The organism is Enterovirga rhinocerotis, from assembly GCF_004363955.1.
GTDB classification, from domain to species: domain Bacteria; phylum Pseudomonadota; class Alphaproteobacteria; order Rhizobiales; family Beijerinckiaceae; genus Enterovirga; species Enterovirga rhinocerotis.
On sequence record NZ_SNZR01000014.1, the window covers coordinates 190,689 to 204,746 of the forward strand.

At 69.6% G+C, this 14,058-nt stretch carries 18 protein-coding genes; 9 read left to right on the plus strand and 9 right to left on the minus strand.

What is annotated here, in order from left to right; genetic code table 11:
- Positions 1 to 20 precede the first annotated feature (20 nt).
- From EV668_RS17555 to EV668_RS17565, 3 genes are all read right to left on the minus strand, one after another.
- Positions 21 to 974: an alpha/beta hydrolase gene (locus tag EV668_RS17555; RefSeq protein WP_133772463.1), complete on the minus strand. Its 954-nt coding sequence runs from the start codon at positions 972 to 974 to the stop codon at positions 21 to 23.
- Positions 971 to 1,441, minus strand: coding sequence for a YaiI/YqxD family protein (locus tag EV668_RS17560; RefSeq protein WP_133772465.1), 471 nt, complete (start codon positions 1,439 to 1,441; stop codon positions 971 to 973). Before EV668_RS17560 ends, EV668_RS17555 begins: the two co-directional genes overlap by 4 nt.
- A 201-nt stretch (positions 1,442 to 1,642) precedes the next feature.
- Entirely contained in the window at positions 1,643 to 2,116 is a 474-nt protein-coding gene (locus EV668_RS17565) for a YidB family protein (protein WP_133772467.1), read from the minus strand.
- Between the two features lie 169 nt (positions 2,117 to 2,285).
- Between EV668_RS17565 and EV668_RS17570 the strand changes: the two genes are divergently transcribed.
- The 7 genes from EV668_RS17570 (at position 2,286) to EV668_RS17600 (ending at position 7,167) form a co-directional block, all read left to right on the plus strand.
- Positions 2,286 to 2,978 (plus strand): glutathione S-transferase family protein, encoded by a 693-nt coding sequence (locus EV668_RS17570; protein ID WP_133772469.1) that lies wholly within the window; start codon positions 2,286 to 2,288, stop codon positions 2,976 to 2,978.
- Positions 2,975 to 3,361, plus strand: a complete 387-nt coding sequence (locus EV668_RS17575; protein ID WP_133772471.1) for a RidA family protein — start codon at positions 2,975 to 2,977, stop codon at positions 3,359 to 3,361. The genes EV668_RS17570 and EV668_RS17575 overlap by 4 nt, the downstream gene beginning before the upstream one ends.
- Before the next feature lie 70 nt (positions 3,362 to 3,431).
- On the plus strand, positions 3,432 to 3,971 hold the full coding sequence (gene ilvN / locus EV668_RS17580) for an acetolactate synthase small subunit (protein WP_133772473.1): 540 nt from the start codon (positions 3,432 to 3,434) through the stop codon (positions 3,969 to 3,971).
- 59 nt (positions 3,972 to 4,030) lie between these two features.
- Positions 4,031 to 4,375: an AbrB/MazE/SpoVT family DNA-binding domain-containing protein gene (locus tag EV668_RS17585; RefSeq protein WP_133772475.1), complete on the plus strand. Its 345-nt coding sequence runs from the start codon at positions 4,031 to 4,033 to the stop codon at positions 4,373 to 4,375.
- The gene (locus tag EV668_RS17590; protein WP_133772477.1) at positions 4,350 to 4,712 is read left to right on the plus strand and encodes a type II toxin-antitoxin system PemK/MazF family toxin; all 363 of its coding nucleotides are present in this window, start codon (positions 4,350 to 4,352) and stop codon (positions 4,710 to 4,712) included. The genes EV668_RS17585 and EV668_RS17590 overlap by 26 nt, the downstream gene beginning before the upstream one ends.
- Positions 4,709 to 5,359: a glutathione S-transferase family protein gene (locus tag EV668_RS17595; RefSeq protein WP_133772479.1), complete on the plus strand. Its 651-nt coding sequence runs from the start codon at positions 4,709 to 4,711 to the stop codon at positions 5,357 to 5,359. Before EV668_RS17590 ends, EV668_RS17595 begins: the two co-directional genes overlap by 4 nt.
- Before the next feature lie 77 nt (positions 5,360 to 5,436).
- Positions 5,437 to 7,167 (plus strand): GSCFA domain-containing protein, encoded by a 1,731-nt coding sequence (locus EV668_RS17600; RefSeq protein ID WP_166652532.1) that lies wholly within the window; start codon positions 5,437 to 5,439, stop codon positions 7,165 to 7,167.
- Here EV668_RS17600 and EV668_RS17605 read toward each other — a convergent pair.
- Positions 7,146 to 8,006: a patatin-like phospholipase family protein gene (locus EV668_RS17605; protein WP_133772483.1), complete on the minus strand. Its 861-nt coding sequence runs from the start codon at positions 8,004 to 8,006 to the stop codon at positions 7,146 to 7,148. The two genes, EV668_RS17600 and EV668_RS17605, sit on opposite strands and share 22 nt — an antisense overlap.
- A gap of 266 nt (positions 8,007 to 8,272) precedes the next feature.
- Here EV668_RS17605 and EV668_RS17610 point away from each other — a divergent pair, with 266 nt between their 5' ends.
- Entirely contained in the window at positions 8,273 to 9,355 is a 1,083-nt protein-coding gene (locus EV668_RS17610) for a 3-deoxy-7-phosphoheptulonate synthase (RefSeq protein ID WP_133772485.1), read from the plus strand.
- An 8-nt stretch (positions 9,356 to 9,363) separates the two neighbouring features.
- On the opposite strand, the gene EV668_RS17615 is transcribed toward EV668_RS17610, so the two are convergent.
- From EV668_RS17615 to EV668_RS17635, 5 genes are all read right to left on the minus strand, one after another.
- On the minus strand, positions 9,364 to 9,915 hold the full coding sequence (locus tag EV668_RS17615) for a DUF924 family protein (protein WP_133772487.1): 552 nt from the start codon (positions 9,913 to 9,915) through the stop codon (positions 9,364 to 9,366).
- 14 nt (positions 9,916 to 9,929) lie between these two features.
- On the minus strand, positions 9,930 to 10,682 hold the full coding sequence (locus EV668_RS17620; protein ID WP_133772489.1) for a lysophospholipid acyltransferase family protein: 753 nt from the start codon (positions 10,680 to 10,682) through the stop codon (positions 9,930 to 9,932).
- A gap of 30 nt (positions 10,683 to 10,712) precedes the next feature.
- Positions 10,713 to 11,432 carry a YdcF family protein gene (locus EV668_RS17625; RefSeq protein WP_166652533.1) on the minus strand — a complete coding sequence of 240 codons (720 nt, stop codon included), beginning with the start codon at positions 11,430 to 11,432 and terminating at the stop codon, positions 10,713 to 10,715.
- A gap of 116 nt (positions 11,433 to 11,548) precedes the next feature.
- On the minus strand, positions 11,549 to 12,484 hold the full coding sequence (locus EV668_RS17630) for a cell division protein FtsX (protein WP_133772493.1): 936 nt from the start codon (positions 12,482 to 12,484) through the stop codon (positions 11,549 to 11,551).
- Positions 12,481 to 13,173: a cell division ATP-binding protein FtsE gene (locus tag EV668_RS17635; protein WP_133772495.1), complete on the minus strand. Its 693-nt coding sequence runs from the start codon at positions 13,171 to 13,173 to the stop codon at positions 12,481 to 12,483. Before EV668_RS17635 ends, EV668_RS17630 begins: the two co-directional genes overlap by 4 nt.
- Before the next feature lie 57 nt (positions 13,174 to 13,230).
- On the opposite strand from EV668_RS17635, the gene EV668_RS17640 reads away from it, so the two are divergent.
- Entirely contained in the window at positions 13,231 to 14,007 is a 777-nt protein-coding gene (locus tag EV668_RS17640; protein ID WP_133772497.1) for a zinc-ribbon domain-containing protein, read from the plus strand.
- The last annotated feature ends 51 nt before the right edge of the window (positions 14,008 to 14,058 follow it).

Consider the following 14,058-nt stretch of genomic DNA (forward strand, 5'->3'; position numbering starts at 1 on the left):
CTCCTGATCTGTAAAGCGGTTCAGGAGGCCGCGAAACGGCTCCGTTCGTCGGACCGGCGGGCCTCCCCGTCCCGAATGGCATCGCGGAAGAACCGGTCCGTCTCCTCGATCGCGCGCTTGGCCTCCGGGAGCAGGAAGAAGAGCTGCCAGCCATGCGGCACGTCGCGCCAGACCGAGAGAGCGACGGGAACGCCCGCCGCTTCGGCCCGCGCGGCCACGCGACGCGCATCGTCGAGGATGAGCTCGTGCTGGCCGACCTGGACGAGGAGCGGCGGCAGCCCGGCATAATCGCCGAAGACGGGCGACAGATAAGGATCGCGGGGATCCGCCGCGCCGACATATTGCGCGGCGAGCCAGGGAGCCTGGGCGGCGTGGAACATCGCATCCAGCGCGTCGTTCGCGACGAGGCTCTCGCCCGAGAGGGACAGGTCGCTCCAGGGCGAAAAGACCGCGGCCGCCGCCGGGAGCGGCAGGCCTTCGTCGCGCAGGCGCAGCAGCAGAGAGAGCACGAGGCCTCCGCCCGCGGATTCCCCGGCGAGGACGAGGCGCGCCGGATCAACGCCGTCCGCCAGAAGGCCCCGATAGGCCGCGTGGCAATCCTCGAGCGCCGCGGGATAGGGGTGTTCCGGCGCGAGCCGATAATCGGGCGCGAAGACCCCGAAGCCCCGCCGGGCGAAGGCGCTCGTCACCGGGCGGTGCGTCGCGGAGGAGCACAGGACGAAGGCGCCGCCGTGGAGATAGAGGAGGGTGCCGGAATCGGTCGAGCGGCCTCTGACCCATTCGCCGGGGATGCTGCCGGCCTGCGCGGTCTCCGCCCTGACGCGGAACAGGCGCGCAGGCAGGACGTAGCTGTCGACCAGCGCGCGGCTCGCGGCGATGTCGGGGCGATGAAGCGAGCGCGGTTTGACGACCCGCCGCAGGAAGCGGTTCAGGAGGCGGGACCGGAGGCTGCCCGCTTCCATGCGCAGGCTCATGCCGCGAAGCCCGCCCGCTTCAGCCGCACGATCGCGAGGTCGAGGGCCTGAAGGAAGGCCGATCGGTCCCGGGGGGAGAACGGGCGCGGACCTCCGGTGACAGCACCGGCCTCTCGCAGATCCTGCATGAGGTCGCGGGTGGCGAGCGCCATGCCGATGGAGGAGGCCGTGAACGGCTTGCCGGTCGGCGCGATCACGTCCGCGCCGGCGCTCACGCAGCGATGGGCGAGCGGGACGTCGGCGGTCACGACGACGACGCCTCGCTGCGCCTCGCCCGCGATCCAGTCATCGGCCGCGTCGGGCGCGGCACCGACCACCACCCGCTCGATCAGCGCATCGCGAGGGATGGCGATCGGCCGGTTGGCGACGACGCGCGTGCGCAGCCCGTGCCGCGCGGCGACGCGGTAGATCTCGTCCTTCACGGGGCAGGCATCGGCGTCGACGAGGATTTCGATCGGTGGGCTCATCATCTCTCCGCAGCATGCCGACGCGCGGGCCGACTTCGCGTCCCTGCCTGCATAGAGCGTTTTCGCGTGCGGATCGTCTGCGGGGGGCAACAGGCATCGAGGGCCGGTCATCGCTTCGCCCCTGCCTGGTTCGGAGCATCGGCCCAATGCGAAGGGCGAGCCGCGAGGCCCGCCCTTCGGTCATGTCGACGATGTGCCCGTTCAGGCGGGAAGGCGGCCGTCGGGCGTGTAGCGGTCGACGGCCTCGGGCAGAGCCTTCGACAGGCGCTCGAGGATCTCCTGCGACGACAGGCCGGTCTGCTGGGACAGCGTCTTGAGGAGGTCCGGGCCGATGGCGGTTTCGAGCTGGCTCGATTCCGCCGGCTTGTTCGGGCCGGAATTGACCCAGGAATCCACGGTCTCGCCATGGCCTGCATTGCGGAACTGGTCGACGAGGTCCTTGAGGCCGCCGCCCAGAAGGCCGCCGTCTCCCGACCGGGCCGCCCCGGCCTCCGTCTGGCCCGAGGCGTCGCGCCAGGGGCCCAGCACGCCGTCGAGGCCGCCCGGCCGGTCGCCAGCCTGGCCGGAGGGACCTGACAGGCTGCCCAGCCACTCGCCGATCTTTTCTCTGTTCTGGTAGCCGGCCACCGCGACCAGACCGAGCAATGCCGCCAGCGAGGGATATCCGCGACTCATGCTGTTTCTCCTGTAAGGCACGCAAACGCCGGCCTCCGGGCTCGGTTCCCGCCGATCGCGCGCAGGGAAAAAATGGGGAGCCGTCCGGGTTCGATCAATCGCTTCGCGCGAGATCGTTGCCGTTGCCGGTCTCCTCGCGCAGGATCGCGCCCCGCTTCGGAGCCATCGCATGCCGCCGACCCTGGTCATCGCCAACAAGCTGTATTCGTCCTGGTCGCTGCGTCCGTGGCTGCTGCTGCGCGAGGCACAGATCCCCTTCGAGGAAATCCTGGTCCCGCTCGGGCGCGACGACACGCGGGAGCGGATTCAGCTTCATTCCCCGGCCGGGAAGGTGCCGGTGCTCATCGATGACGGGGTCACGATCTGGGACTCGCTCGCCATCGTCGAATACGCGGCCGAACGCTGGCCCGAGGCCGGGATCTGGCCGGGCGCGAGGGAGGGCCGCGCGCTGGCCCGCTCGATCTCCGCCGAGATGCATTCGGGCTTCTCGGGCTTGCGCCGCGCCTGCCCGATGAATCTCGGCAAGCGCTTCGCCGGGCGGGACCGCGGCGAGCAGGTCGCGAACGACGTCCGGCGGATCGAGGCAATCTGGGCGGATGCGAGGGCCCGGTTCGGCCAAGGTGGCCCGTTCCTGTTCGGCGCCTTCTGTGCGGCCGACGCCATGTATGCGCCGGTGATCACGCGGCTCGATACCTACGGCTTCGCGGTCTCGTCCGGGAGCCGGGCCTATATGGACGCCGTGCTCGGCCTGCCCTCCTATAAGGAATGGCTCGCAGAGGCACTGAAGGAGCCGTGGGTGGTGGATGTCGACGAGGTCGACGAGCCCCCGGCCGCCGATCTTCGGACGAGGACTTCGCCATGAGAACGACGACCGTCGATTCCCCGGCCACGCCGGACGTCACCGGGCGCGGCTATGCCCAGGCGGTGCTCGTCGAGGGTGCCTCGCGACTGCTTTTCGTCAGCGGCCAGATACCCGTCGATCGCGAGGGCCGCTGTCCGGCGGATTTCGCGGAGCAGTGCCGTCTCGCCTGGAGCAATGTCGTTGCCCAGCTCGAAGCGGCCGGGATGGGGCTCGACAACCTCGTGAAGGTCACGACCTTCCTCGCGCGGCGCGAGGATGCGGTGGCCAATCGCGACATTCGGAGCGCCGTCCTCGGCGATCGCCGCCCCGCGCTGACCGTCATCGTCACGGGCATCTTCGACGAGGCCTGGCTGATCGAGATCGAGGCGGTGGCCGCTGCGTGACACGCGCTTGCAATCGGCCCCGCCCGGGGCGATGGCTGTTGCGAACGATCGTCCTGCCCGGAAGTCTCCGATGAACGCGAGCACGCATTACCCCGATCCGACCCTCGTCGAGACCGCGACCCGCCATACGCTTTCGGTCATCGTCGACAACGAGCCCGGCGTATTGGCCCGCATTGCTGGCCTGTTCTCCGGTCGCGGCTACAACATCGAAAGCCTGACGGTCTCGGAGACCGAGCACGAGCGCCACGTCTCGCGCATCACCATCGTGACGACGGGGACGAACGCCATCCTCGACCAGATCAAGGCCCAGCTCGAGCGCCTCGTCCCGGTCCACCGCGTGCTCGACCTGACCGTCCAGGGCAACGCGATCGAACGCGAACTCGTCCTCGCCAAGGTCGACGGCAAGGGCGAGCAGCGCGTGGAGTCGATGCGTCTGGCCTCGGCCCTCGGGGCGAAGGTCGTCGATGCGACGCTGACCTCCTTCGTGTTCGAGCTGAGCGGCACGACCGAGGAAGTCGAACGTTTCATCGGGCTGATGATGTCGGTCGGACTCGTCGAGGTCTCGCGCACCGGCATCGCCGCCATGTCCCGCGGCGCGATCGGGATGTGATCCGCCGGCTCCGTTGAGGGTCGCGGATATCCGGTGTATATCCGGGTCGGAGGTGACCGATGAAAGCCAAGGTCTCCCGCTGGGGAAACAGCCTCGCCGTCCGATTGCCGGCGGAAGTCGTCAGGGATCTCGGTCTGCGGGAGGGGCAGGTTCTGGAACTCAGCGCCAAGGATGCGACGATCCAGATGACCTCGCCCTCAGTCCGGCGCCGCCGGGTAAACGGCATCCCTGTCTACTCGCTCGACGAGCTCGTCGCCGAAGCTCGCCGCCTCGGCCCCGGGCACGAACCCGAGATGGTGAACTGGGGACCCGACCGAGGAAGCGAGATCATCGACGACGAGTATTCCCGCGGCGAGATCACCCTCGACGATCTGCTTCATGGCCGCGCTTCCCAGAGCCGGTGACGTCATCTGGGTCGAACTCGATCCGGTTCTCGGAACGGAGCAGGCCGGCCGCCGGCCGGCCCTCGTCCTGTCGGACGAACCGTATCATGCCGTTTCCACCAGAGCCGTGATCTGCCCGATCTCGAATCGCGGGCGCGGATGGCCGTTCGAGGTGCCCTTGCCGCCCGAGATGAAGACGAAGGGCGTCGTCCTGGTCGATCAAGTGAGGGCCGTTCATCAGGCGTCGCGTCTGTTCGCGTTCGTCGAGGCGGTGCCCGCATCGGTGCTTGCCGAGGTGCGTGGGCGGCTTGCCGGGCTGGTTGGGATCAAGCTGATGGAGGATCAGGACCCTCGATGACCCTTACGCTCTTCTATTCGCCGGGTGCCTGTTCGCTCGCCTCGCATATCGCGATCGAGGAGACCGGCCTCCCCTTCGAGGCGCGCCGGGTCGATTTCTCGACGACCGAGCAGCGCTCCCCCGACTATCTGAAGATCAACCCGAAAGGCCGCGTGCCGGCCCTGGCCGATGGCGGCTTTGTCGTCACGGAAAACCCGGCCATCCTGCGCTATCTCGCCCGGAAGGCTCCGGAGGCGGGCCTCTGGCCCGACGATGCGCGGTCGGAGGCGGTCTGTGCCGAATGGCTCGCCTGGTGCTCGTCGGGGCTCCATGTCGCCTATGCGCATACCCGCCGCCCGGAGCGCTATGCGACCGGCGAGGAGGCGATCGCCAATGTCGTGGCCAAGGGCCGGGAGGCGACGCGCGATGTCTGGCAGCAGGTCGAACGGAAGCTGGCCGCCTCGTCCTCGCCCTGGCTGGCCGGCGATCGCTACAGCGTCGCCGATCCCTATCTCTTCGTCATGTGGAACTGGGGACGCGGAGCCCATCTCGGCTACGACATGCCGGGCGATTTCCCGGCCTGGACGCGTCACGCGCTGACGATGGGCGAGCGTCCGGCCGTGCGGCGCGCGCTCGAGCGCGAGGGCATCGCGCTGCCCGGCGCCTGAGGGACGCGACGCCCGGACGCCTTGCGGCATCGGCGGGATGGCCCCAAGGTCTGCGGGGATGCGAGCCGAGGTGCGGCGTGCCGATACGACGTTACAGCGCCGAGACGGCGTTCCGGACTTTGAAGGACAATCCTGCCGGGCAGTGGCCGCGGCGGGACGATCCCGAGAACCGCTTCGCCCATTTCGCCGATCCGTTCTTCCGGCCGAGCTTCACCTTCCAGCCCGGCCAGCGCATCTTCACGATCGGCTCCTGCTTCGCCCGGAATATCGAAGAGGCCCTGTTCGATCGCGGGTTCGATGTTCCGACCTGGGCCTGTGCCAAGGACGAGACGGTCGATTGGGGCAGCGACGGTATCAGCGCGCTCAACAATTACGTGCCCACCTGCATTCCCGCTCAGATCCGCTGGGCCTTCGGGATGGAGCCCTTCGACCTCCAGACCCACACGCTCGAACTCATGCCGGGGCGCTTCTTCGATCCCCAGTTCAGGCTGACGACCCGGCCGCTTCCGGCCGAGGCCGTGCTGGCGCGGCGCGAGCGGGTGAACCGCCTCTATCGCGAACTCGCCCAGAGCCAATTCGTCCTGATCACCCTCGGCCTGATCGAGGCCTGGTTCGATCACAAGAGCGGCCTCTACATCAATTGCGCGCCCCCGAAATCAGCCACGAGGGCGGAGCCGGACCGGTTCGAACTGCACGTTCTCGGCCACGATGAAGTGGTCGCCTCGCTGCGCGACTTGATGGGCCTGCTCGATCAGGTCTGCCCGCCCGACTACCGGATGATCCTGACCGTCTCGCCCGTGCCGCTGACGGCGACCTTCACGCCGGCCGACGTCGCGATCGCCAATTGCTACAGCAAGTCGGTGCTGCGGGCGGCCTGCGAGGTGCTCGTCGCAGAGCGGGCGAACATCGACTATTTCGCGTCCTACGAGAGCGTGACCCTCACCGACCGGTCGCTCGCCTTCCGGGACGACCAGATTCACGTTCAGCCGGCCATCGTGCGCTTCAACGTGGACCGGATGATCCGCCGCTACGTGCCGGGGGCCGACGAGGAGACGGTGAAGGGCGTCGTCGAGGCCGCGCGCGAGGAGATGCGCGCCGGGCTGTTCCGCGTCGGCCTTCGGCGGCTCCAGGACGCGACGGCGCGTTTCCCGGACGATGTGGTTCTGTTGCGGTCGCTGGGCTCGGCGCTGCTGCGCGCCGGCAGCGAGGCGCAGGGCGAGGAGACGCTGCTCGCGCTGACGAGGCGGGGCCGAGGCGATCCGGCATCGAGCATCCGCCTCGCAGGCTTCTACAACGAGGCCGGCCGCCATGCCGAGGCCGCCGAGCAGGCGGAGAAAGCGGCCGCGCTCGGACGGACGGGCGTCAACGTCTCGCTCGAACGGGCGAAGGCCTATTATCATCTGGGCCGGTTCGAGGAGGGGCGGAGCCTCCTCGACACGGTCCGTGCCGACCCCATCTCCGGGCCGCTCGTCGTCTATTGGAAGGCGATGTTCTGCGAGGCTCTCGGCCAGTTCGAAGAGGCGGAGGCCCATTTCCGGGAATGCAACGGGGCGGCGGAGGCGGCCTCCTATCGGACGGGCTTCGCGAAGTTCCTGCTGGCACGAGGGCGCATCGACGAAGCCTCCGAGTGGAACGACCGCGCGCTCCGGTCGGCGCCTCTCAACACGGACGCTCTCGGGCTGCGCGTCCAGATCGCGGGCGGGCGCGCGGCGGCCCCCTTTCGGCGGGGCGGCCGCCATGTCATCGGCGGTCTCTGGAGGCGCCTGAAGCGGGCGGGCGTCGGTCTTCAGGCCGGGCGCGGCGACTGAGCGGCTCGTCCTGAGAGAAGGGCGTCCAAGGCGCGCTTCAGATCCTCCTTGATGCCGACGCTCTCGGCCAGAACCGCGTCGATCTTCAGGAAGTCGAGGGCGCGGAAGCGCGAATGCGGTGGGCGCACGAGGATGTCGGGCCGTTCGCGACCGAGCTTCTCCGCGATCAGGGCCTGCATCATCAACTGGCTCGCGCCGAACAGGAGGTCGATCGAGTTGAGCCGCCGCGTCGGCGAGGGCTCGGGAGCGCCGACGACGTCGACGGCGATGACGTGATCGGCGGTCCCGCGCAGGAGACCGAAGGGCACCGGGTTGATGATGCCCCCATCGATCAGGAGGCGATCCTCTCGCATGACGGGGCGGAACACGGCCGGGATCGCGGCGGAGGCGGAGAGCGCCGAGATGAGGTCGCCCTCCCGGATGATCTGCTCGCGATGGCCGAAATAATCGGTCGCGACCACCGAGAGCGGGATCGTCAGATCCTCGAATCGGGCCGGGACCTGCGGCGGCAGGAAGGCGCGAAGGATGCGTTCGAGATCGAATTGCGAGATGCGCAGCCCCCGCTCCAGCACATCCGCGACCGTCGTCGGGCGCGTGCCCCAGATGCGTCCGGCGACGGCCGCGGGGCGGCCGAGGATCGAGCGCGCATAATCGTGGATGTCGCGGCCCGACATGCCGGCGGCGAGGGCGGCCCCCATGATGCCGCCGATCGAACTTCCTGCGACGGCGACCGGCCGGATGCCGAGTTCGTCCAGCGTCTCGATCACGTGGATATGGGCGAGGCCGCGGGCGCCGCCACCGCCGAGGGCGAGGGCGAAGGTGGGGGATGACGGCGTCATGGTGGGATCGGTCGTGTCCTCGGCGCATCGGTCGCGCGGCGCGATTGTCGTCCGGACGGATCGGGGATGACAAGCGCCCGCGCATCCGCTATCCGGTGCGGCGATGACCTCCGCCGCCGCCTTCTATTGGTACTTTAGCTACGGCAACTCACCGGCGGTGGGAGGATCGCGCGCGGACTGAGAGCCGACGCCAGACATCCGAACAGCCGCCAGACCTGGCGGCTTTTTTATTGGGCCGGCAGGTCTCCGAACAGGAGCCCGAGGACATGCCGACCACGACAGACGATCTCAGAGTCAAGGAACTCAAGGAACTCTCGCCGCCCGCGGAGGTGATCGGGGACATCCCGCGCACCGACACCGCGACGCGCACCGTCACCGCCTCGCGGCGGGCGATCCACGACATCCTGCACGGGCAGGACGACCGGCTGCTCGTCGTCGTCGGCCCCTGCTCGATCCACGATCCCGAGGCGGCCGTCGACTACGCCAACCGTCTCGTGGCGCTCCGCGAGAGCCTCGCCGACCGCCTCGAGATCGTGATGCGCGTCTATTTCGAGAAGCCCCGCACGACCGTCGGCTGGAAGGGCCTCGTCAACGATCCCGATCTCGACGGCAGCTTCGACATCAACAAGGGCCTGCGTCTCGCCCGCAACGTTCTCGCCGCGGTGAACAATCTCGGCCTGCCGGCGGGGACCGAGTTCCTCGACATGACGACGCCGCAATATCTGGCGGATCTCGTCTCCTGGGCGGCGATCGGCGCCCGCACGACGGAGAGCCAGATCCACCGCGAGCTCGCCTCGGGCCTGTCCTGCCCCGTGGGGTTCAAGAACGGGACGGATGGCAACCTGCGCATCGCGGCCGATGCCGTGAAGTCGGCCTCCTACCCGCACCACTTCATGGCGGTGACGAAGGCCGGACGCTCGGCGATCGCGGCGACGACCGGCAACGAGGATTGCCACGTCATCCTGCGGGGCGGCATGCGGCCGAACTACGATGCCGCGAGTGTCGAAGCGGCCTGTGCCGATCTCGCCCGGGCGGGCGTCGCGCCGCAGGTCATGATCGATACGAGCCACGCCAACAGCGCGAAGAAGCCCGAGAACCAGCCGATCGTCGCGGCCGACATCGCCCGTCAGATCGCCGGAGGCGAGAGCCGCATCGTCGGGGTCATGATCGAGAGCCATCTCGTGGCAGGCCGGCAGGACGTGCTGCCCGGCATGGCCCTGACCTATGGCCAGAGCATCACCGACGGCTGCATCGGCTGGGGCACCACGGTGGCCGTGCTGGAAGACCTCGCCGCGGCGGTGGCTCTGCGCCGGGCGAGGGGAGGGGAGGCCGGCGCGCGCTCGGCCTGAGAGAACGGCTACCCGCGGAAGTCGTCCACTTCGAGGAAAGCCAGCTCCTCGGGCGTGCTCTCGCGCCCGAGGACGGCATTGCGGTGCGGAAAGCGTCCGAACCGCTCGACGATGTCAAGATGGTGCCGCGCCCAGTGGAGCTGCTCGGGCCGGCCGAGCGCCTCGAAGAGCGCGACGGATTTCCGCTGCGCCTCGATATCCTCGGCATGTTCGAAGGGGAGGTAGAGGAAGACGCGCATGTCCTCCTCGAGCTCCTTGTCGAAGCCTCGCGCGATCGCGGCCTGCGCCGCGGCGAGGGCCTGCGGATCGGTGGACCAGGTGCGGGCATCGTTCCGGAACATGTTGCGCGGCATCTGATCGAGCAGGATGACGAGACCGAGCGCGCCCTCGGGCGTCTCGGCCCAATGGTCCAGCTCTCCCCGGCCGGCGGCCTCCCAGGCGGTGAGGAAGCGCTGCCGGCAGGTCTCGTCGAAGGCGGCGTCCTTGGCGAACCACTTCTCGGGGCCCGCCCCGCGCCAGAAGGCGATGACCTCGTCGGCTCGGGCGGCTTCGGTCGGCATGGCTGCTGTCTCCATCAGGGTGTCACGGCCATGCCGGAAGCGGTCGGGGCCGGGGCGCCTCCGGCCTCCGCGAGAAGGGCGTCGGACGATGTTTCGATCCGCTCGATCAGGAGCGTCATGAAGGTCTCCCGGTCGAGCCCGGCCGGAATCACCTCGCAGAAATCGATGACGACCGTTCCGGGCCGTCTGACATAGTGGCGGCGGGGCCAGAACAGGCCCGAATTGAGGCCCACCGGCAGGCAAGGCATGCCGAGTGTCCGGTAGAGATGGGCGACCCCGTTCTTATAGGCCGGCTCGGCCCCCGGCGGGCGGCGTGTCCCTTCCGGGAAGATGATGACCTGGCGGCCCTCCTGAGCCTTCGTGCGGGCCGCGCGGTTCATCTCGCCGAGCGCGGTCGCACCGCCGCGGCGGACGGGGATCATCCCCGCCTTGATCGTCAGCCAGCCGAAGACCGGGATCCATTGCAGCTCCCGCTTCAGGATGAAGGTCGGATCGTCCACGCAGAAGAGCAGCGTGAAGGTCTCGAGGAAGGATTGGTGCTTGGCGGCGACGAGGAGGCCGCCGGGCGGGATCCGGTCGAGATTGCGGAACTCGACCCGTGTCCCCACGATGACGCGGAGCAGCCACAGATTGAAGCGGCCCCAGGTCTGCGCGTAGCGGATGATCGCCTTTCGGGGCATCGCGAAGGTCGCGATGGCGGGGATCAGCCAGAGGACGAGGTTGAGATAGAAGAGGAGGTTGAAGAGATGCGAGCGGAGGGCGACCATCGGACCGGGAACTGGAGAGACAGCGCCCGTTTAACCCGTGCGGCCCGACTTCGCCAACGGGTGTGCCTCGCGAAGCGCCTCCGCATGGTGGTCCGCGCCGGTCCAGCCTGCCATCCGCGTCCGGACCGAGACCGCCAGAAACTTCATGTATTCCATCAGGATGACCCGCCCCCGGGCAAGCGTGGCGTCCCAGGCTTCGCCGGTCCGTGTGCCCACCACCGCATGCGGGATCTTCCGGACGCCGGGGAGGGCTTCGTTCAGCTCCGCGAGCGTGCGCGGCAGGTGGTAGTAGGAGGTCACGACGATGAGGGAGCGAAAGCCCCTCTCCTCCACCCAGCGCCGGATCTCGGCGGCGTTGTCGACGGTGTTCCTGGCGCGATAATCGAGATCGACGCAGCAATCGACGATGCCGCGGAGCGCAGGGGACAGGGCGAGAATGCTGTCCCGGCTGGTGCGTTCGTTGACGCCGGTGATCAGGAGGCGCGTTCCCCAGCCCTGGGCGAGAAGCTGAAGGGCGTCCTCGACCCGGCCCTGGCCGCCGGTGAGGGCGACGATGGCGTCCGCCGCCATGGCCGGCTCGCTCTCGCTGCGGTCGAGCGACCACACGAAGACGCCGAATCCCCCGGCGAACAGCCCGCCGATCACGAGCACCGGCAGCACCACGAGCTGGAGGACGCGGCGAAACCATCCGGGCTTGCGTGGCCCGGCCGCCGGTTTCTCGACGGCAGGAGGCCCGGTGCGGGGACTCAAGGCCCAGTTCATCTCCGACACGTGACTCGCGAATCAGGCGCCGCGAAGGCGGCGGGGGCCATGGCCCGGATCGGATCGCGATCCGGGATCGGGATGGTCCATGACGGCCTCCAGGCTCAACGGTGAACCTTGAGGAACCGTTTCACGGCCGTCCAGGCCACGGCTCCCGCGACGGCGGCATCGGCGACGGCGATGGCCGCCATCGCCGCGAAGGTCCAGGGGCTCGGGGCCAGCGCGGCGATCAGGCCCGTCCCGCCGGAGGCACCGTTATCGGAGAGGAGGGCCAGCCCGAGCAGGGCTGCGGCGGCCGCGGCCGAGCCGATCAGGCCGCCGAGAAGCCCGAGCCGCGCGAAGCGCTTCGCGAACAACCAGGCGACGAAGCCATCGCGCGCTCCGACGAGGCGGAGCACCTCGACGACGTCGCGATGCCCCGTGACCGCTCCTCGCGTCGCGAAGCCGATCGCGCCTGCGGAGGCGCCGAGCACGAGGATGACGGCGGAGATCGCGAAGCCGACGATTCCCGCCGTGACGGCGGCGAGGCGGGAGAGCCAGGCGGAGTGATCGTCCAGCGAGGAGCCCGGCACGTCGATCTTCAGCCGCAAAGCGAGGCGGGACAGGTCGGGCTTCGGATCGCGCGCGAGTTCGAGCGCGATCAGGCGCGGGACCGGCAGGTCGGAGAGATCGAGCCCCGCCCCGAGCCACGGTTCGAGCAGGCGCTCGGCGTCGTCCCGCGACAGGATGCGCGCCGTCCGGATGCCCGGGGTCTCCCGTGCGAGTTCGGCGGCGCGGGCGAGGTCGGCCTCGCCGTCCCGCCCGGGATCGGGCTTCACCTGGATCGTCGCCTCGTGGGAGATCGCCTCGCGCCAGGTGGCGGCAGCGCTCGCGACCTGGACCGCGGCACCGGCCGCCAAGGCCGCGAGGAAGGCGAGGGCGGCGATCACGGCGACGAGGGTCCAGCCCGCGCCGCCGTCGTTCGGCACGATCTGAAGGCCGCGGCCGATGGGGCCGAGCTCGGATTCGTCGGGCCGGGGAGGGAGGACGGAGGCGGTCACGGGTCGTGGTACAGGCGGCCGTCGAGCAGGATGAGCCGTCCCGCCTCGACCTGGTCCATCAGCGCGACGTCATGGGTGGCGAGGATGACCGAGGTGCCGAGGCGGTTCAACTCGACGAAGAGATGGAGGAGGCGGCGGGCGAGGGCCGGGTCGACATTGCCGGTCGGCTCGTCCGCGAGGATCAGCTCCGGCCGGGCGATCAGGGCCCGCGCGATGGCGGCGCGCTGCTTCTCGCCGCCCGACAGCGTCGGCGGCATGGCGCCGATGCGGTCGCCGAGTCCCACCCATTGCAGGAGTTCGACCACCTCGCCGCGGAAGGTCGCCTCCTCGTAGCCCTGCACGAGCAGCGGGAGGGCGACGTTCTGATAGGTCGTCAGGTGGTCGAGAAGCCGGAAATCCTGGAACACCACGCCCATGCGCCGGCGGAACTGCGTCAGCCGGTCGCCGGCGAGGTCGGCCGTCGTCTCGCCGAACAGACGCAGCTCGCCGCTCGTCGGCCGCACCGAGAGGAGGATCAGCCGGATCAGGGTCGTCTTCCCGGCTCCCGACGGGCCGGAGAGGAAGTGGAAGGATCGCGGCGGCAGGTCGAGGGAGACCTCGGAGAGGATCTCCGGCCCCGTGCCGTAACGGAAGCCGACGCCGTCCAGCCGGACGACCGAGGGCGCCGTCGTCGCCTCGTCCCAATTCACGCGCGTTTAACCATGACGGGGCCAGGGTGGCATCGAGGCCCGTGAGCCGAAGGTCCCATGCTGATCACCTGCCCGTCCTGCGCCGCGGCATACCGTCTCCCGGCAGATCGAATCGGACCTGCGGGACGTAAGGTACGCTGTGCGTCCTGCCGCGAAAGCTGGTTCGTGGCGACCCCGGCGGAGAAACCGAGCCTCGATATCGAGTCCGGCGCCCCTCACGACATCGACGTGATCCCGCAGCGGATGCCTCCCGATCCGCCGCAAACGGCCGAGGAGACGCCGATCCGAGCGCGGGACGAGGCGTCTGCGCCGAAGCCGAGGCGCCGGCGCGTTGCCGCCTCGCGGCCGCCCCGCCGGGTGGCCAAGGCCGCCCGCTCCCTGCGGGGCGTCGCCGCCGCGATCGGCATCCTCGTCGGGGTGCCCGCCCTGTTCCTGTTCCGCGCCGATGTCGTCGCCGCGATGCCCGGAACCGCCTCGGTCTATGCCGCCATGGGCCTTCCGGTGAACCTCGTCGGCCTGAAGCTCGCCGCCATCCGCTCCGTCCTCGTCGAGGAGAACGGGACCCCGATCCTCGAAGTGTCGGGCGAGATCACCAATGTCGATCGCGCCGCGCGGTCGGTTCCGCCTCTCCTGATCTCGATCGAGAGCGATTCGGGCGAGGGTCTCTATGCTTGGTCGGCCCGGGCGGCCGAGGGCGAACTCGAGCGGGGCAGCACCGTGCCCTTCCGGGTCCGGCTGACCGCGCCGCCGCCGGCATCGCGGCGCGTGGAGGTGACGTTCAAGGACGTGCGGGCGCATGACGCGACCGCAGGATCGCTCGCAGAGCTGCGCTGACGCACGTCATGCACAGCTTCCGCGCCGGGTGAGACCCTCTGTCCCTGTCCC